Annotated in this window: 19 protein-coding genes; 15 read left to right on the plus strand and 4 right to left on the minus strand. The window is 70.1% G+C overall.

Going from position 1 to position 16,918, the window contains the following annotated elements:
• Positions 1 to 4 precede the first annotated feature (4 nt).
• The 10 genes from cofD (at position 5) to G9C83_RS11935 (ending at position 8,540) form a co-directional block, all read left to right on the plus strand.
• On the plus strand, positions 5 to 1,012 hold the full coding sequence (gene cofD, locus G9C83_RS11890) for a 2-phospho-L-lactate transferase (protein ID WP_167246352.1): 1,008 nt from the start codon (positions 5 to 7) through the stop codon (positions 1,010 to 1,012).
• Entirely contained in the window at positions 1,012 to 1,743 is a 732-nt protein-coding gene (locus G9C83_RS11895) for a tRNA-dihydrouridine synthase (protein ID WP_167246353.1), read from the plus strand. The genes cofD and G9C83_RS11895 overlap by 1 nt, the downstream gene beginning before the upstream one ends.
• A complete protein-coding gene (locus tag G9C83_RS11900) occupies positions 1,740 to 2,576 on the plus strand; it encodes a triphosphoribosyl-dephospho-CoA synthase (RefSeq protein WP_167246354.1) in 837 nt (278 codons plus the stop codon). Before G9C83_RS11895 ends, G9C83_RS11900 begins: the two co-directional genes overlap by 4 nt.
• Positions 2,569 to 3,147, plus strand: a complete 579-nt coding sequence (locus G9C83_RS11905) for a DUF447 domain-containing protein (RefSeq protein ID WP_167246355.1) — start codon at positions 2,569 to 2,571, stop codon at positions 3,145 to 3,147. The genes G9C83_RS11900 and G9C83_RS11905 overlap by 8 nt, the downstream gene beginning before the upstream one ends.
• A gap of 59 nt (positions 3,148 to 3,206) precedes the next feature.
• Positions 3,207 to 4,067: a hypothetical protein gene (locus G9C83_RS11910; RefSeq protein ID WP_167246356.1), complete on the plus strand. Its 861-nt coding sequence runs from the start codon at positions 3,207 to 3,209 to the stop codon at positions 4,065 to 4,067.
• Positions 4,068 to 4,113: 46 nt separating this feature from the next.
• Positions 4,114 to 4,956, plus strand: a complete 843-nt coding sequence (locus tag G9C83_RS11915) for a hypothetical protein (RefSeq protein WP_167246357.1) — start codon at positions 4,114 to 4,116, stop codon at positions 4,954 to 4,956.
• 74 nt (positions 4,957 to 5,030) lie between these two features.
• Positions 5,031 to 6,017 carry a deoxyhypusine synthase gene (locus G9C83_RS11920; RefSeq protein ID WP_167246358.1) on the plus strand — a complete coding sequence of 329 codons (987 nt, stop codon included), beginning with the start codon at positions 5,031 to 5,033 and terminating at the stop codon, positions 6,015 to 6,017.
• Positions 6,018 to 6,412: 395 nt separating this feature from the next.
• Positions 6,413 to 6,592, plus strand: a complete 180-nt coding sequence (locus tag G9C83_RS11925; protein WP_167246359.1) for a 30S ribosomal protein S17e — start codon at positions 6,413 to 6,415, stop codon at positions 6,590 to 6,592.
• A gap of 49 nt (positions 6,593 to 6,641) precedes the next feature.
• Complete coding sequence (gene asd, locus G9C83_RS11930) at positions 6,642 to 7,673, plus strand: aspartate-semialdehyde dehydrogenase (RefSeq protein ID WP_167246360.1); 1,032 nt, start codon at positions 6,642 to 6,644, stop codon at positions 7,671 to 7,673.
• A gap of 45 nt (positions 7,674 to 7,718) precedes the next feature.
• Positions 7,719 to 8,540: a hypothetical protein gene (locus G9C83_RS11935; RefSeq protein ID WP_167246361.1), complete on the plus strand. Its 822-nt coding sequence runs from the start codon at positions 7,719 to 7,721 to the stop codon at positions 8,538 to 8,540.
• Here G9C83_RS11935 and G9C83_RS11940 read toward each other — a convergent pair.
• Complete coding sequence (locus tag G9C83_RS11940; protein ID WP_167246362.1) at positions 8,537 to 9,484, minus strand: D-2-hydroxyacid dehydrogenase; 948 nt, start codon at positions 9,482 to 9,484, stop codon at positions 8,537 to 8,539. The two genes, G9C83_RS11935 and G9C83_RS11940, sit on opposite strands and share 4 nt — an antisense overlap.
• Positions 9,485 to 9,585: 101 nt before the next feature.
• Here G9C83_RS11940 and G9C83_RS11945 point away from each other — a divergent pair, with 101 nt between their 5' ends.
• Positions 9,586 to 9,813: a hypothetical protein gene (locus G9C83_RS11945; protein WP_167246363.1), complete on the plus strand. Its 228-nt coding sequence runs from the start codon at positions 9,586 to 9,588 to the stop codon at positions 9,811 to 9,813.
• An 805-nt stretch (positions 9,814 to 10,618) separates the two neighbouring features.
• Positions 10,619 to 10,918, plus strand: coding sequence for a DUF4242 domain-containing protein (locus G9C83_RS11955; RefSeq protein WP_167246364.1), 300 nt, complete (start codon positions 10,619 to 10,621; stop codon positions 10,916 to 10,918).
• 138 nt (positions 10,919 to 11,056) lie between these two features.
• Here G9C83_RS11955 and G9C83_RS11960 read toward each other — a convergent pair whose 3' ends face one another.
• Positions 11,057 to 11,656 carry a hypothetical protein gene (locus G9C83_RS11960; protein ID WP_167246365.1) on the minus strand — a complete coding sequence of 200 codons (600 nt, stop codon included), beginning with the start codon at positions 11,654 to 11,656 and terminating at the stop codon, positions 11,057 to 11,059.
• Positions 11,657 to 11,936: 280 nt separating this feature from the next.
• On the opposite strand from G9C83_RS11960, the gene G9C83_RS11965 reads away from it, so the two are divergent.
• A complete protein-coding gene (locus tag G9C83_RS11965) occupies positions 11,937 to 13,574 on the plus strand; it encodes a SufS family cysteine desulfurase (protein ID WP_167246366.1) in 1,638 nt (545 codons plus the stop codon).
• 1 nt (position 13,575) lies between these two features.
• Here G9C83_RS11965 and G9C83_RS11970 read toward each other — a convergent pair whose 3' ends face one another.
• Positions 13,576 to 14,862 carry a methyl-accepting chemotaxis protein gene (locus G9C83_RS11970; RefSeq protein WP_167246367.1) on the minus strand — a complete coding sequence of 429 codons (1,287 nt, stop codon included), beginning with the start codon at positions 14,860 to 14,862 and terminating at the stop codon, positions 13,576 to 13,578.
• Positions 14,863 to 14,961: 99 nt separating this feature from the next.
• On the opposite strand from G9C83_RS11970, the gene hisD reads away from it, so the two are divergent.
• Positions 14,962 to 16,236, plus strand: coding sequence for a histidinol dehydrogenase (hisD, locus tag G9C83_RS11975; RefSeq protein WP_167246368.1), 1,275 nt, complete (start codon positions 14,962 to 14,964; stop codon positions 16,234 to 16,236).
• A gap of 60 nt (positions 16,237 to 16,296) precedes the next feature.
• Entirely contained in the window at positions 16,297 to 16,662 is a 366-nt protein-coding gene (locus G9C83_RS11980) for an iron-sulfur cluster assembly accessory protein (protein WP_167246369.1), read from the plus strand.
• On the opposite strand, the gene G9C83_RS11985 is transcribed toward G9C83_RS11980, so the two are convergent.
• Positions 16,659 to 16,859: a dodecin gene (locus tag G9C83_RS11985; protein ID WP_167246370.1), complete on the minus strand. Its 201-nt coding sequence runs from the start codon at positions 16,857 to 16,859 to the stop codon at positions 16,659 to 16,661. The two genes, G9C83_RS11980 and G9C83_RS11985, sit on opposite strands and share 4 nt — an antisense overlap.
• Positions 16,860 to 16,918 lie beyond the last annotated feature (59 nt).

The following is a 16,918-nucleotide window of genomic DNA, read 5'->3' on the forward strand; positions in this document are numbered from 1 at the left end:
AGTCATGACGACGTTCCTCGCCGGGGGGACCGGCACCCCCAAGCTCCTCGCGGGCGGCCGCGAGGTCTTCGACCCCGCCGACGCCACGGTCGTCGCGAACACGGGCGACGACGTGGAGCTCGGCGGCCTGCTCGTCTGCCCCGACGTCGACACCGTGCTCTTCGAGGCCGGCGGCGTGCTCGACCGCGAGACGTGGTGGGGTATCGACGGCGACGACGCGACGACCCACGACTACCTCACCGACCTCTCGGCGGCAGCGGGTATCGAGACCGGCCCGCGCTACCTCCCCGACGACCGCCAGACCGCGGGTCGCGACCTCGCGCGCTGGCGGCGCTTCTCCGCGGCCTCGGAGTTCATGTTCATCGGCGACCGCGACCGCGCGGTCCACGTCCTCCGCACCAGCCTCCTCGACGAGGGCGACTCGCTCACGGCGGTCACGCGCACGCTCGCGGACGCCTTCGACGTCACGGAAGACGTCGTGCCGATGAGCGAGGACCCGGTCGCGACCATCGTCCACACGCCCGACGGCCCCCTCCACTTCCAGGAGTTCTGGGTCGCGGAGGACGGCGAACCGACGGTCGAGGACGTGGAGTTCCGCGGCGCCGAGGACGCCGAACCGAGCGACGCCGCGCTCGACGCGCTCCGGGACGGCCCCGCCGTCGTCGGGCCGTCGAACCCCGTGACGAGCATCGGCCCGATGCTCGCGCTCGACGGCGTCCGCGAGGCGCTCGCCGACGCGACCGTGGTCGCCGTCTCGCCGTTCGTGGAGGACGAGGTGTTCTCCGGGCCCGCCGCGAAACTGATGGAGGCAGTCGGCTACGAGGCGTCGACGGCGGGCGTCGCGGACGCCTACCCGTTCGCCGACGCGTTCGTCCTCGACGACGAGGACGGCACGAATCTCGACAGGCCGGTCGTGCGCACGGACACCGAGATGAGCGGCGACGCGGACGCCGAGCGCGTCGCTCGCGCGTGCCGGCGGGCTATCGAGTGCGCGAGCGCGGAGGTGGCGTGATGTTCGCGCCGCGCGTCGCGCTCGCGAGTCTCAGCGGCGAGTCCGACGCCGAGTGGGCGAGAGCCTGCGCTCGGCCCGCCGGCGGGGCGTTCCTCGGCGGCATCGCCGTCGACGAGCCGACCCGCGAGGCCGCCCGCGAGATGGCGGGCCGCGACCGCAGAGAGTTCCTGCCCGACGACCCGGTCGCGTTCGTCGACGACGAGCTCACGGAGCTCGACGACCAGTTCCTGCGCGCGGGCGTGAACGTCCGCGCGGTCGACCTCGACCCGCTTCGCGAGGCTGCCGCAGTCTGTGCGGACCACGACGCGATACTGGAGGTGAACGCGCACTGCCGGCAGGACGAGATGTGCGCCGCCGGCGCCGGCGAGACGCTCCTTCGGGACACCGGCCGGGTCTGCGAGCAGGTCGAGACCGCGAGCGACGCGGGCGCGCCGGTCTCCGTGAAGGTGCGCGCGGAAGTCGCGGGCGTCCACCTGCCGACGCTCGCGAAGGCGATCGAGCGCGCCGGCGCGGACGCGATTCACGTCGACGCGATGGACTCGCGGCGCGTCGTCCGCGACGTCGCGGCGGCCACCGACCTGTTCGTCGTCGCGAACAACGGCGTGCGGGGCCGCGAGGACGTCTTCGAGTACTTCGCGTACGGCGCGGACGCGGTCAGCGTCGGGCGGCCGAGCCGCGACCCCGAGCGGGTCCGGTCGGTGTACGCCGCGGTCAAGGAGTGGTTCCTGTGACGCCCGCCGAGCACGCCGAACTCGCGCTGCTGCTGGAGGTCGCGGGCACGCCGAAGCCCGGGAACGTCGACCGCGAGCGCGACCTCGACGACCTCCGCTTCGAGCAGTTCCTCGCTGGCGCGGTCGGCGCCCGCGAGGGCCTCGAAGCCGCCGCGAACGGCCCCGTCGGCGAGGCGTTCGAGACGGCCGTCGCTGGGATGGCCGACGCCTCGGGGACGAACACGCAGTTCGGCTGCCTGCTCTTGCTGACGCCGCTCGTGCGCGCCGCGGCACGAAACGACCTCTCGCCGGAGGGCGTCAGCGACGTCGTCGAGGCGACGACCGTCGAGGACGCCGCGGCGTTCTACCGCGCGTTCGAGCACACGGACGTCGCCGTCCCGGACCCACCCGCGGGCGCCGACGCGCTGGACGTGCGCCGCGGCGCGGACGCAGTCTCCGCGCTCCGCGAGCGCGACCTCACGCTGCGCGACGTGCTGGAACTGAGCGCCGACCGCGACGCGAACGCGGCCGAGTGGGTCGAGGGCTTCCCGCGAGTGTTCCGCGCGGCCGCCCGCATCGAAGCCGCTCGCGGGCCGGTCGCGGACCGCGCGGCGTCGGCGTTCCTCGAACTGCTCGCCGAGGAGCCGGACACGCTCGTCGTCACCGAGCACGGCGAGGCCGTCGCCGAGGAACTCCAGGAGCGCGCGCTCGGCCTGCAAGCGGCGGACCGCGAGGAAGTCGCGGCGTTCGCCGACGACCTCGCGGAGCGCGGCGTCAACCCCGGAACGACCGCGGACCTCACCGCCGCCGCGCTGTTCGTCGCGCTCGAACGCGGGGTGGCGGTGGATGACTGAGTGGCCGGTCGCACTGCGCGGGACGACCGAGACGGTCGTGACGACCCGCGGACCGAACGACCTCTGGAACGTCGCTGCATTGGGCCTGCGGGCACCGGATGGAGGAAATCCCGCGACGGCGACGACGTGGGGGAACACGCGGACGCGCCGGAACCTCCACCGCGAGGGCGGCGGGTACGTCCAGTTCGTGCGCGACCCCGTGGTGTTCGTAGACGCCGCGCTCTCGATTCGCGAGGAGGCCGACCCCGTGCTCGACGCGGCGGACGCGTGGGCGGAAGTCGACACCGAGCACGTCGACACGGACGAGTCGGGCGGAACGCGCCGCGAGCACTGGGAACTCCACCCGGTCGAGACCGAGGTCGTCCGGGAGTCGCCCGCCGCGATAAATCGCGGCTTCAACGCGGTCGTGGAGGCGACCGTCGCGGCCTCGCGGCTGGACGTCGAGGCCTACGACACGGAGGCGCTGCGCGAGCGCCTGCGGTTCTTCGAGGAGGTCGCGCACACCTGCGGCGGCGACCGCGAGCACGAGGCGATCGAGCGAGTGCGCGAGCACGCCGACGCCGACTGGTAGGCGTCTGCGCGCGTCTGTGTGTGGAGAAGGTACTTACCGGACCCGGTGGAAGCCCGGGTATGCGACGACGCGCCCTCCTCGCTTCGAGTGCGACCCTCCTCGGCGGCGGGCTCGCCGGCTGTCTCGGCGACTCCGGCGGCGGCGAGCCGGCGACCGGAGCGCCGACGACCGACTCGACCACCGCAGAGCCGACGGAATCGACGACGTCGCAGACCACGTACGACGCGGGCGTCTCCGCGGCGTTCGAGCGCCTCCAGCCGAACGTCGTCGTGCTCGGCGTCGACTCCGTAGGCGTCCGACCGGACGGCTCCCAGTACGCGTTCTTCCACGTGGCGGTGGCGGACGGCGACGCGCCAGAGCGGTCCGCGTTCGAGTTCCGGTTCGACGGCGATAGCTACCCGCCGGGCGTCGACACGTCGGGCACGCTCTGGCGGGACAGCGAGGGCGACGACCGCTACACCGCCGCCCGCGGGGCCGGCTGGCTCGTCTTCGAGCTCCCGGAGACCGGGGACGCCGGCGACGCCGCGCTCGCGCTCGGTGGCGACGAGTGGAGCGTTGCTGAGCTGGTCCGCGAGCGCCTCGAAGCGCCGTCGCCGTCGTTGTCCCTGGATTGGGACGCGCCCGAGGAACAGCCCGCGGGTACGTCCACGCTCGGATTCACGGTGACTAACGACAGCGAGCGCGACACGTGGTTCGTCGGCGGCGTGAACGCCGTCGAGATTCGGGGGGCGCACGCGCCCGTCGCGGGCCTCGCGCGAGAGATTCCCGCCAGGGAGACGGTCTCGTGGGAGATAACCCACGAGAACGGGAAAGCGCCCGGCGACGACTCGGTCGGCGACGGGGAACCGGACGGCGAGTACCGACTCACGTGGGCGCAGGGAGAGCGGGAGCAGGAGGTGTACTTCGTCGCGGGCGAGTAGCCAGTTCGGCAGTCATCGTGAAGGGCGTGAAGCGCGTCTCTGTCGTATGGCGAACAACACGCTCGACGACCGCGACCGCGTGATTCTGGAGGCGCTCCACGACGGCCCGGCGGACGCCGAGTCGCTGGCGGACACCGCGAACGCGAGCGCCGAGGACCTCCAGGACCGGCTCTCTCGCCTCGCGGACAACGGACTGGTGGAGCGCGTCGAGGGCGGGTTCGCGCTCACGGACGGCGGCGAGCGGGTCCTCGCCGCCTCCCCCGCGGGCGTCCGCGACAACCGCATCGACACGCCCGACGACGTCGACGCCGAAATCGAGGCCCTCGATCTGCGCCCGGACCGCGCGGACGCCGTCCGCGACGCGTTCGCGTTCCTCCGCTACTGGGGCGAGGCCTCCGGGCGGGAGATCGTGGACGCCGTCCACACGGAGAGCCCCGCGGACTTCGACGACAGCGAGGCGTGGTGGGGGTTCGTCGCGGGACGGTTGGCCGAGCTGCCGCCCGTCGAGGCGCCCGGTTCCGGGGCGGAAACGTGGCGCTACGACGGCACGCCGGTCGTCGCCCAGCAGGGCGAGGACGGCAGGCTGATGCTCGGCTCCGAGGGGCAACACAGCAGCGCGAAGTACGCGCTCGAAGCGCTCCCTGTCGATGGCGACGAGCGCGGAGCGGTCCGCGCGGCGTTCGACCACCTCTCGCGTGAGGGCGAAGTCGAGGCCGCCGAACTCCGGGAGGCGGTCTTCCCCGACCACGACGCCGGCTACGATTCTGCCGAGGAGTGGTGGGCGTTCGTCGCAGAGCACCTCGCGTCGCTGCCCGGCGTCGAGCAGCGGGATAGGCACGACGGTAGTGGCGGTGCCGTCTGGGTGTACCGCGAGACTGACGACGAGTAGCGCGTCCGCGAGCGTCGAACTGCGGGTCGTCGGATGTCGGGACGTTCAAATCGCCGCGCCCACTACGCGGGAGCATGACCGACGACGACACCCGCGAGAACGTCCTCCCGGGGTCCGACGGCGAACTGGACACCGCGGACGTCCGCGGCTACGACTTCCGCGGCGACTTCGACTTCTTCGAGATGCTGGACGCGTACGCGACCACCGGCTTCCAGGCGACTCACCTCGCAGAGGGCGTCGACATCGTCCGCGACATGCAGGACGACGACGCCACCGTCTACCTGACGTTTACGTCGAACATCGTCTCCTCGGGGCTGCGGGAGGTGCTCGCGTACCTCGTCCGCGAGGGCCACGTCGACGTCATCATCACCACGTCGGGGTCGCTCACCGAGGACGTCATCAAGACCGCGAAACCGTTCAAGATGGGCGAGTGGGACGCCGACGAGGCCGCGCTCCGCGAGGAGGGTATCAACCGCCTCGGCAACATCTTCGTGCCCTCGGACCGCTACGTCTGGCTCGAAGAGTACCTCTACGACTTCTTCGACGACTTCTTCGCCGAGGAGAAGGTCCGCACGCCCACGGAGTTCGCGAAGGAGCTCGGCGAGACTCTCGACGACGAGGACTCCATCCTGAAGAACGCCGCCGACCAGGACGTCCCCGTGTTCTGTCCGGCGCTCACGGACGCCGAGATCGGGAACTTCCTCTACTACTACCGGCAGGGCTACGACTCCGAGGTCGGCATCGAGATCGTCGACGACTACGACACCCTCATCGAGGAAGGCCTGCTCGCGGATACGACGGGGCTCATCGCGGTCGGCGACGGCGTCCCCAAGCACCACGCCATCATGACGAACCTCTTCCGCGGCGGCGCCGAGTACGCCGTCTACGTCTCCACCGGCATGGAGGGCGACGGCTCGCTGTCGGGCGCTCCGCCCGAGGAAGCCGTCTCCTGGGGGAAGATCAAGGACGACTCCGAGACCAACTACACGCAGATCGAAGCCGAAGCCACGCTCGTCCTCCCGCTGCTGGTCGCCGGCGCGTTCGAGCGGGACTCGGAGTAGTTCTGTTCCGCGGGCGACGTAACGGCCTTCTGCTGTTCGTTCTCCTCGGAAGCCCCGAAGCTGTGGACTCGGGAGGCTCGCTGCGCGCTCCCTCCGGTCGCGTGCTTACTTCGCCTGCCTTCGTCCACAGCTTCGCCCCTTTCAGTCCGCCCGCTACCGGCTGACCGACCGGCTACGGGTGGACTGAAAGGGGCGGGCCGCTCGCGCTTGCGTGGTCGTCTCGGCGGCCGCTATCTGCGAGCGGAGCGAGCAGATATGCCGGCGAGCGACCGCGAGCGGCCCGGGGCTTTCGAGGTATCGAGACCGAACGTGTCCCCCGTACACCCAGTCCTCCGAAGTGTAGCTGCTGCTCGCGAAACGAATGCTTTTAACGCGAGGCGAATGAACGAATCCGTATGGCCATCAAGCCCGACTACGTCAAGAAGACGGGGAACATCCTCATGGAGCGGTACCCCGACGCGTTCAGCCGAGAGGACTTCGAGCACAACAAGGAAGCAGTCACGGAGCTGACGAACGTGGAGTCGAAGCCGGTCCGCAACCGCATCGCGGGCTACATCACGCACAAGCGAAACTAAATTTTCCACGACCCGAAGGGGTTTCACTACCCGGTCCTGAGGGGTGGGTATGACCTCTGTAGGCGTACTCGGAGCTACTGGCGCAGTCGGCCAGCGATTCATCCAGCTGCTCGACGGCCACCCCGAATTCGAACTCTCCGTCCTGACCGCGAGCCCGGACAGCGCGGGGGAGCGATACCGCGACGCGGCGAAGTGGCGACTCGACACGGCGATTCCCGAGGACGTGGCGGACGTCGAAGTCCGCGAGACCGACCCGGACGCGATTCCGAACGACACCGACCTGCTGTTCTCCGCGCTGCCGTCCAGCGTCGGCGAGCGCGTCGAGCCCGAGCTCTGCGAGGCGGGGTTCGTGGTGTCCTCGAATTCGAGCAACTCGCGGGCGGCCGACGACGTGCCGCTCGTTGTTCCCGAGGTGAACGCCGACCACCTCGACCTCATCGACGTGCAGCGCGACGAGCGCGGGTGGGACGGCGCGCTCGTGAAGAACCCGAACTGTTCGACGATCACGATGGTGCCGACGCTCGCGGCGCTGCGCCAGTTCGGCCTCGAACGCGTGCACGTCTCGACGCTGCAGGCCGTCTCCGGCGCGGGCTACTCCGGCGTGACGTCGATGGAGATCATCGACAACGCGGTCCCGCACATCGGCGGCGAGGAAGCGAAGATGGAGACCGAGTCCCGCAAGCTCCTCGGTGAGTTCACGGATTCGGAGGTGTCCTGGCACGACGCCAGCGTCTCAGCGTCGTGTAACCGCATTCCGACCCTCGATGGCCACCTGGAGAACGTCTTCGTGGAAACCCGCGACGAGCCGGCGCCCGAGGAGGTCGCCGAGGCCTTCGAGAACGCGCCGACGCTGGACCTGCCGAGCGCGCCCGACCAGCTCGTCCACGTCTTCGAGGAGCCCGACCGCCCGCAGCCGCGCCTCGACCGCATGCTCGGCGACGGGATGGCGGTCGCGGCGGGCGGCATCCAGGAGACCGACACGGGCATCCAGTACAACTGCCTCGCGCACAACACCATCCGGGGCGCAGCGGGCGCCAGCCTCCTCAACGGCGAACTGCTCGCCAGCGAGGGCTGGGTCTGAGACCGCGACACTCGTTTTAAGCCCCGCTCCCGCGAACCGTCGGTCGTGACTCGCGTCGAGTGGACGTACACCGCCGAGACGAGCCGGCTGCTGCGCGCGCTCGCGCTCGCCGCGTTCGGTGCCATCGGCGGTCTGTTCGTGCTCGTCGGCGCCCTCGCGACGTTCGTCGTCGCGAGCTCGCTGCTCGCGGGCGAGTTCGCCGTCCTCGCGGTCCTGCTGGCGTTCGGCCTGCTCGGCGCACGCCGGCTGGCGACCCACGCCGCGCTCGCGCGCAGCGAGCGCGGGCTCCCCGCGTTCCTCTCGGCCCGCGAACTGCTCGCGGCGAGCGTGGGGTGGGCCGTGTTTCTCGGCGCACTCCTCGCACTCGACGTGCCGTCCGAAATCGTCTACGCGTGCATCCTCGTCGCCGTGTTCGGCTGCCTCCCGGTCGCCGCGGCGCTCCGGAGCGAGGGGTACGCAGACACGAATGCGGGCGCGTTCGAGGTGAACGACCACGGGGGACCGCTGTCGGCCGTCGACCGCGTGAGCCGGTACGACCTCGGGCCCGTCGCCGTGCTCTGGATTCGCTACCACGACGGCGCGGGCGGCGCGTCGGCGCCGCGACTGCTCGGCGTGCCGGCCGAGCGCGCCGACAGCGCCCAGGCGGCGCTCGAATCGAGCGGCGCTGGCCCGCCCGAGCGCGACCGGAATCCGACGATAACGAGGACGCTGTACGCGTTCGCCGTCGGGTCGTTCGCGCTCGCCGCGGCGTTCGCGTACTTCGCTGCCAACGAGACGGGCGACGCCGCGTTCCTCGGCGGCTACGTCGCCGTGTTCGTCGCGCTCTTCGGTACGATGTTCGCGTGGCTCGGCTACGTCGAGGGCTAGGCGACGCGGTTGCGCAGCTCCTCGTCCGTATCGAGGCGCGGGACGTTCGTCGCGACGATGTCCGCGAGGCGATCCCAGTACTCGGGCGTCTGGCCGGCGTTGTGCGGCGTCACGACGACGTTCTCGAAGTTCCACAGCGGGTGGTCCTCGGGTAGCGGCTCGGGGTCGGTGACGTCGAGGGCCGCCCCGCGGATGTGTTCGCGGCGAATCGCCGACACCAGCGCGTCCTGGTCGACGACCGGGCCGCGAGCGACGTTCACGAGCACGCTCTCCGGCGGCAGCGTGTCGAAGGTCGCCTCGTCCACGAGGTTCCGCGTGGTGTCCGTCAGCGGGCACGCCAGCACGAGGTAGTCGGTGCGCGCGAACGCGCCGTGGAGCGCGTCGTCGTCGAATCCGACGACTTCGTCCGTGGGTCCGCCCTTCTCGGGCGTGTACCGCACGCCGATGGTGTCCACGTCGAACCCCTGGAGGCGCTCGACGACGGCCTCGCCGATGGCGCCGAGGCCGACCACGGTCACCGTCGAGCCTTTCAGCTCGTACGCCTGGTAGTGGCGGTACTCGCGGTGCCGCTGGCGTCGAATCCCCTCGTGGAGGCGGCGCGCGAACGTCAGCACGTACCCCAGCACTTGCTCGGAGGCGCTCGGCGCGTGCACGCCCGCGGCGTTCGTCACCGGGACGCCACGCGATTCGAATTCTTCGAGCGGCAGGTGCTCGTAGCCGGCGTACGCGCCCGCGAACAGCTCGATGTCCTCGGCTTCGGACAGCAGCGCCTCGTCGATGTCCACGCCTGTCACGACGCGGGCGTCCGCGACGAGTTCGCGCTCCTCGGCGGGCGTCCGCGCCACCGCGACGTCCTGGTCGGGGAGCCGGTCTCGCAGCGCGTCGGCGTACTCCGACATCCGGGTGCCGTGCGCGCCCGTGCGGAGGACTGTGATGTCTGGCATCGAGTCGGGCGTCGGCGGCGACCACCCTAAGCGTTGTGCGACAGCCGTCCTACTCGCCGGTTTACGAAGGGTTTTTGGCCGCTGTCAAGTATCCAGAGACGATGAGTGAGTCCGAGGGGCTGTCGTGCGCGGCGAAGCTCGCGCGCGTCGTCCTCGACAACTGCGGCCCGCTCTCACCGGCCGAAGTGGCCGAGGAGGCGCGCCTCTCCGAAGCCGACGCCGCCGACGCGCTCGCGGAGCTCGACGACGCCGACCTCGCGGAGTGCGTCTGCGGGCTCTGCGAGACCCGCGAACAGGTGTACGCGCTCACGGAGACCGCAGAGGCGTAACCCTCTTTCTGCGCGGCCGCCTACGACACGACGCGCGCCGTTTGTCCCCGGCCGAGTCTGTCCATCCGGACGCGATGACCGCTCGGAGAACCCCGGCGTGCGACAGTCGCGGTTCGGTATTCGGAGTGCTCAGCACTCCCGCCGCGCCGGTTTCACCGGCTCGGCAACTGGCGGCTCCGCAGAAGCCGCCCGCCCGCCACGAGGGTTTCCCGGCCGACGGGGCACGCCGCCCACGGATGAGGTCGGTCGTTAGTGTCGCGGGCGCACATTGAGCCTCTCAGCGTTCGCTGTGTCCGTTTCTGTGTGCAGCCAACCCCTTATTCGGCAGGTCGCACTAGCAGTAGCATGGCCAGTTCGACCAGAGACGGAGTGGACCACGCCGACGAAATCCGTCTGTGGCGCGAGGATGGCTGGTGGGTGGCGACAGGTCACTCGGTCGAACGGAACCATCACCGTTGCAGAGAACTCGGCAGGCGGGAACACGGTGAGCGTAGAACTGCCACGGTGACAGTTCGCCTCCGCGTCCGACACTATCTGGAAGATACAGCGATTGGCCAGCACGTCGTAGCCGAACGAGGGGAGCGGCGAGGCATCTCACCGATTGGTCGGTCTCGACGACGTTCGAAGCGGTCGGCCCCACGCTGTTCCCGGCTGGTTTGCCGCGCTATCGACCCCAGCTAGGTTTGCGCGAATCGGCCGTATGGAACCCGCGACTGTTTCGTGGTGGCGCTTGTGGCGTCTTGTCAGCGGATACACGGACGGTAATTTTATGTCGTTCGTCCATCAGTAACCCGGTGGCTGTTCCATGAGCGAACAAGATCTGGAGGACTTTCTCATCCTCCGTGAGCTCGATGAACCGATTACGGAAGAAGAGTTGGACGCAGCCGGTGAACAGTCCGGCGAAGCACTGCAAGAGCTCCGGGACGAAGGCGTCGGAATCAGATGGGTTGATTCGGAAGTGATGAAAACTGACGACGGCAAAGTGGCGGGAACATTCTGCCACTATCGAGCGGAAGATGAACAAGCAGTCCGCGAGCACGCCGACCGGGCGGGCCTTCCAGCGACCCGAATTGACCGGCGTGGCGACCCTCTTGACGGTGAATAACAGTCACCCCTCACGCCGGCTTCCGCGGGGGCCCCTCTCACCCGACGACATCACTCTCTCACGTCCAGTAGCTCTTCCGTAGTTAGCTCACCCCTCCAATCTGGTGTCGGGGAACACCGCGTTCGACAGTGCGAGGGGTTAGAACCCCCAGCGGAGGCCGGACATGGTGGCGACGATGACGACCATGAGGGCGAGTTCGACCAGACTCAACATGCCGTACTTCTTGTTCAGGGCGGCGAGTCGCTCGTGGTCGGTGTCGTCGGCGGCGATCTCGTCGAACATCCCGGCGGTGAACTTGTGCAGCGGGCCGAACCCGAGGGCGAGCAGCGCGACGGCGATGACGAGCGCCGCCCACAGGGACGGCGTCGGCGAGGACCACAGCCCCATCATGCTGGCGAGGCCGACGCCAGAACCGACCACGCCGACCGAAACCGGCTCCATCAGCAGATTCATCTTCGGGACGAACCCCTCGGCGAATTCGGCGTTCGCTTCCGCGGAGAGACTGCCCATGACCGGGCCGAGCACGACCGCCCCGAGCACTGCCGTCCCGAACCAGAACGCGCCGAGGAAGAGGTGGACGGTGAACATGATTCGAACGTCGCCCGAGAGATAGCCCAGGGCGGGGAGGACGAGGGGGACGGCGATGGCGCCGGCCGCGAACGGCCGGGACGCCGCAGCAGCCATCAGGCGGTACCGCTCGCGGGTGTTCGTCGGTCTGTGTGCGTTGCTCAGTGACATCCGATCACGCTCGTCATGACGCCAAATCAAAGTTATCACACAAAAAAGTGGTTGACACACAACTGGTCGTGAGTCTGGACGAACGAGGGACGAAACGACAGCGTCGCGTGTAAACGCAGTACTGTCTATCGGGCGCGGCCGGCACAGCCGCTCCCGTGGCCGCGGACACCTCGGGCGACTCGTCGCTGAGCCCCCTCGAGCACGCGTTCGACCGGATGGCGGGCCCGGAGCGCCTCGGGCCACCCACAGATTTATCGGCGAATTCCGCTTGTTCTCGGACATGAGCTTCGACGCCGAGGAGGTGCGGGCGGACTTCCCGATTCTCGACCGCGAGGTCGGGGACGGGCAGCCGCTGGTCTACCTCGACAACGCGGCGACCACGCAGACCCCCGACCGCGTGTCGTCGGTCGAGAAGGCGTACTACGACGAGTACAACGCGAACGTCCACCGCGGCATCCACACGCTCAGCCACGAGGCCTCGGTCGCCTACGAGGACGCCCACGACCGGCTCGCGGAGTTCGTGGGGGCGGACGGCCGCGAGGAGATGGTCTTCACGAAGAACGCCACGGAGGCCGTGAACCTCGTGGCGTACGGACTCGCGGACCGTCTCGGCCCCGAGGACGCCATCGTCACGACCGAGATGGAGCACCACGCGTCGCTCGTGACGTGGCAGCAGCTCGCCGAGCGCACGGGCGCGGACCTCCGGTACGTCGAGGTCGACGACGACGGCACGCTCGACGTGGAGCAGGCCAAAGACGTCGTCGACGGCGACGTCGAAATCGTCTCGGTCGCGCACGTCTCGAACGTCCTCGGCACCGTCAACCCCGTCCGCGAGCTCGCTGACCTCGCGCACGACGCGGGCGGCGTGGTCGTCGTGGACGGCGCCCAGTCGGTGCCCACGCGGCCCGTCGACGTCGAGGAACTGGGGGCGGACTTCCTCGCGTTCTCCGGACACAAGATGGCGGGCCCCACCGGTATCGGCTGTCTCTACGGCCGCGAGGAACTCCTGGAGGAGATGGAACCGTTCCTGTTCGGCGGGGAGATGATCCGCCACGTCACGTTCGACGAGTCGACGTGGAACGAGCTCCCGTGGAAGTTCGAAGCGGGCACGCCGCCCATCGCGGAGGGCATCGCGCTCGCGGAGGCCGCCGACTACCTCGACGAGCTCGGGATGGACGCGGTCCGCGAGCACGAGAACGAACTCGCGCAGTACCTCCTCCGCGAGCTCGCCGAGCGCGAGAACGCCGAGACGTACGGCCCGCCGCCGGGCGTCGAGCGCACCGGCCTCGTGGCGTTCAACGTCGACGGCGTCCACGGCCACGACCTCTCCGAACTCCTCGACGACCGCGGTATCGCGGTGCGCGCGGGCGACCACTGCACCCAGCCGCTGCACGACATCCTCGACGTCCCCGGCTCCGTGCGGGCGTCGTTCTACGTCTACAGCACCCGCCAGGACGTCGACGCGCTGCTGGACGCCACCGAGGACGCGCCCGCGCGTCGCGACGACCTGCTGGCCTCGGAGCGCTACCACGACAGCGTCCTCGACCACTTCAAGCGCCAGCCGAACGCGGGCGGGCTCGCGGACCCGACGTTCAGCAAGCACTCCGCGGAGACCAGCTGCGGCGACGACGGCGAGTTCCACGTCGACGTGGCCGGCGACGGCACCATCGCCGAGATCGGGTTCGTGAGCCAGTCGTGTGCGGTCTCCAGCGCGGTCGCGAGCATCCTCGCCGACGACCTCGAAGGGCGGCCCGTGGAAGCGCTAACGAACCTGGAGGGACGCATCGAGGAGCTCCTGGAGGGCCAGTACCCGGACATGCGCAAGGAGTGCGTGGTCGGCCCGGAGGACGTCATCCGCGAGGGCGCGACCGAGCACCTCGACGCCGCTCGCGGCGCGTCGGGGGCGGCGACGGACTGAACTACTCCTCGCCGAGCTCGCGCTCGGCCTCCCGGATCGCCTCCTCGATGTCCGCGAGCATCGCGGACTGCTGCTCGTGGGCGGCCGCGAGGCTCGCCGTCTCCTCGGCGACGTGGTCGGCGCGCTCCGCGACGTCGTCGACGACGGTCGCGATCTCCTCGGCGCTGGCTGCCTGGTCGTCGGTCGCGTTCGCGATCTCGTCCATCCCCTCCGTGGTCTCCCGGACGGCCGTCTCGATGGCGCGCTGGTTCTCCACGAGCGCCTCGGCGGCCTCGCGGGCGTCTTCGACGAGGTCGGTCGCCTCCGCGACGCTCTCGGTGGTCTCCCGGCTGTCCGCCTGGATGGCCGCGACCAGCGCCTCGATCTCCTCGACTTCGGACTGGGACTGCTCGGCGAGGTCCTTCACCTCGTCCGCGACGACGGCGAACCCGCTCCCGGCTTCGCCGGCGCGCGCGGCCTCGATGTTGGCGTTCAGCGCGAGCATGTTCGTCTGCTCGGCGATGTCCGTGATGACGTCCACCACGCGGTCGATCTCGTCGAGGTTCTCGCGGAGCTCGTCCGTGTTCCCCTCGACGACCTCCGCGGTCGCGGCGAACTCGTCGACGGCGTCGAGGACGTGCTCGGCGGCCTCCCGGGACTCGCGGGCGCGCTCGACGGCGTCCGCGCTCTGCTCGCGCACCTCGTCGACGCTCGCCGCGACCTCCTCGACGGTCGCGCTGAACGTCGACACCTCCCCGGCGACCTCGTCGAGGTCGTCGGCCTGCCCCGCCGCGAGCTCCTCGATATCCGCACTGGACTGGGCGACGTTGTCGCTGGCGGCCCGTAGCTCCTCGACGGCGCCCTCGACCTCCTCGGAGAGCGTCCGCTGGACGCGCTCGACGCGCTGGCGCTGCTCGACCACGTCGGTGACGAGCGTGAGCACTTCCACCGCGCCGACGACGCCGTCTTCGGGGTCGTGCAGCGGCGTCGCGGACGCCTGCGCGTGCAGCTCCCGGCCGCCCATCTCCGCGGACCGAACGTCGTCCTCGCGAATCGGCTCGCCGACCCGCATCACGACGTCCGCGAGCGTCTCGTCTTCGCCCTCCGTCCCGAACACCTCGATGGCGGGGACGCCGACCGCCTGCTCGCGGGGCAGCCCCGTCATCTCGGCGACGGCGTCGTTCCAGAGCACGATGGTGCCGTCGTCGTCGACGACGAACAGCGGCTCCGGGTAGTCGGCGAAGAACTGTTCGGTCAGCGGCTGCCAGCCGGCGGCGTCGCCGGCGAGCGCGTCGAGTGTTCCACCCATGGCCCGGTCTCGGAGGACCCGGGACAAAACTCCATCGGAGCGGCAGTGCGGCCCTGACGGGATGGAAACGCCTTTTCGCCGGCCGGCCCAACGGCGCGTATGGACTACGAAGCCGCCGCGGACCTCGGGCCGGACCGCCGCCGCGCGCTGTTCGAGCGCACGGCGGGCGTGGAGTCGGTCCGCTCGACGGTCCGGGACATCGTCGACCGGGTCCGCGAGGAGGGCGACGTGGCGCTGCGACAGTACGCCAGCGAGTTCGACGACGTGGAGCTCGGGAACGTCGACGTGACCGACGACGCCGAGCGCGCGTACGAGGGACTCGACGACGAGACGCGCGAGGCCATCGAGGCCGCCGCCGAGAACGTCCGGGAGTTCCACGAGGCCCAGCTCCCCGAGGACTGGCGCCGCGAGTTCTCCGACGGCCGCGAGCTCGGGCGGCGGTTCCGCCCCATCGACCGCGTCGGCGTGTACGCGCCCGGCGGCACCGCGGCGTACCCGTCGTCGGTGCTGATGGGCGTGATTCCGGCGAAGGTCGCGGGCGTCGAGCAGGTCGCGGTCGCGACGCCGCCCGCCGAGGAGATGAATCCGGTGACGCTGGCGGCGATGCACGTCGCGGGCGCCGACCGCGTGTACGCCTCCGGCGGCGCGCAGGCCGTCGCGGCGCTCGCGTACGGCACCGAGACCGTCGACCGCGTGCAGAAGGTCGTCGGCCCGGGCAACAAGTTCGTCACCGCGGCGAAGGCCGAAGTCCGCGGGGACGTCGAGATCGACTTCCTCGCCGGGCCCTCCGAACTGCTCGTCGTCGCCGACGAGACGGCCGAACCCGGGTACGTCGCGGCGGACCTGCTCGCGCAGGCCGAGCACGACCCCGAATCGAGCGTCGTCGCGATTACGGACGACGAGGCGACCGCCGACGCAATCTGCGAGGAAGTCGAGGCGCGCATCGACGACCGGGAGCGCGAGGACACGATTCGGGAGGCCCTCGGGGGCGACGCCAGCGGCGTGTTCGTCGCGCGCTCGATGAGCGAGGCGGTGCTGTTCGCCGAGGAGTACGCCGCCGAGCACCTCTCGATTCAGGCCGACGACGACGAGGCGCTGCTCGACCGCATCGACTCGGCGGGGTCGGTGTTCCTCGGGCCGTACGCGCCCGTCGCCGCGGGCGACTACGCGACCGGGACGAACCACGTGCTCCCGACGAACGGGAAGGCGAAGGTCGCGGGCGGGCTCTCAGTGGACACGTTCCTCCGCTCGACGACCGTCCAGCGCCTCGACGAGAGCGCGCTCGCGGACCTCCGGGAGACCGTGACGACGCTCGCGGACGCCGAAGGGCTGGACGCGCACGCCGCGAGCGTCGACGCCCGCTTCGAGGACTGAAACGCGCAACCCTGTGGTGTGGCACCACGCTTATGACTGCGCGACCCGAACGTCTTCGACATGAGCGCGACCGTCGAGAACGGGGAGGGAGACGCGGTGGTCACCGCCACCGAGGACGCGGCCGAGCAGGCACGCGACCTCATGGACGGTGAGGACATGGACGCCTCGGAAGCCGGCCTGCGACTGTACGTCCAGCAGGGCGGCTGCGCGGGGCTGTCCTACGGGATGCGTTTCGAGAACGAGCCCGAGCCCGAGGACCAGATCTTCGAGAGCAACGGCCTGCGGCTGTTCGTCGACCAGTCCAGTCTGAACTACATCGGCGGCAGCCAGCTCGACTTCGAGGGCGGGTTACAGGGCGCGGGCTTCCACGTCCAGAACCCGAACGTCGAGAGCGAGTGCGGCTGCGGCGAGTCCTTCCGGACTTAATCCTCTAGCTCGAACGCGACCTCGACCTCGACCTGGTACTGTCGGTTGTCGACGCTCGCTATCTCGACGCCCTGTTCGACGACTTCCGCCCACTTCACGTTGTCCAGGGTGTCGTCCGCGCGGTCGATCGCGTCGTCCGCGGCGGCGTCGAAGCTCTCCTCGCTCGTGCCGATGAGCCGTATCTTCTTGTATACCATCGTCCGACAGTTCTCCGGCTGCCCGGATAAAGTTACTCGCTAGGTACAGGTCCCGGACG

It is taken from the genome of Halobacterium sp. R2-5, assembly GCF_011734195.1.
Taxonomy (GTDB): Archaea; Halobacteriota; Halobacteria; order Halobacteriales; family Halobacteriaceae; genus Halobacterium.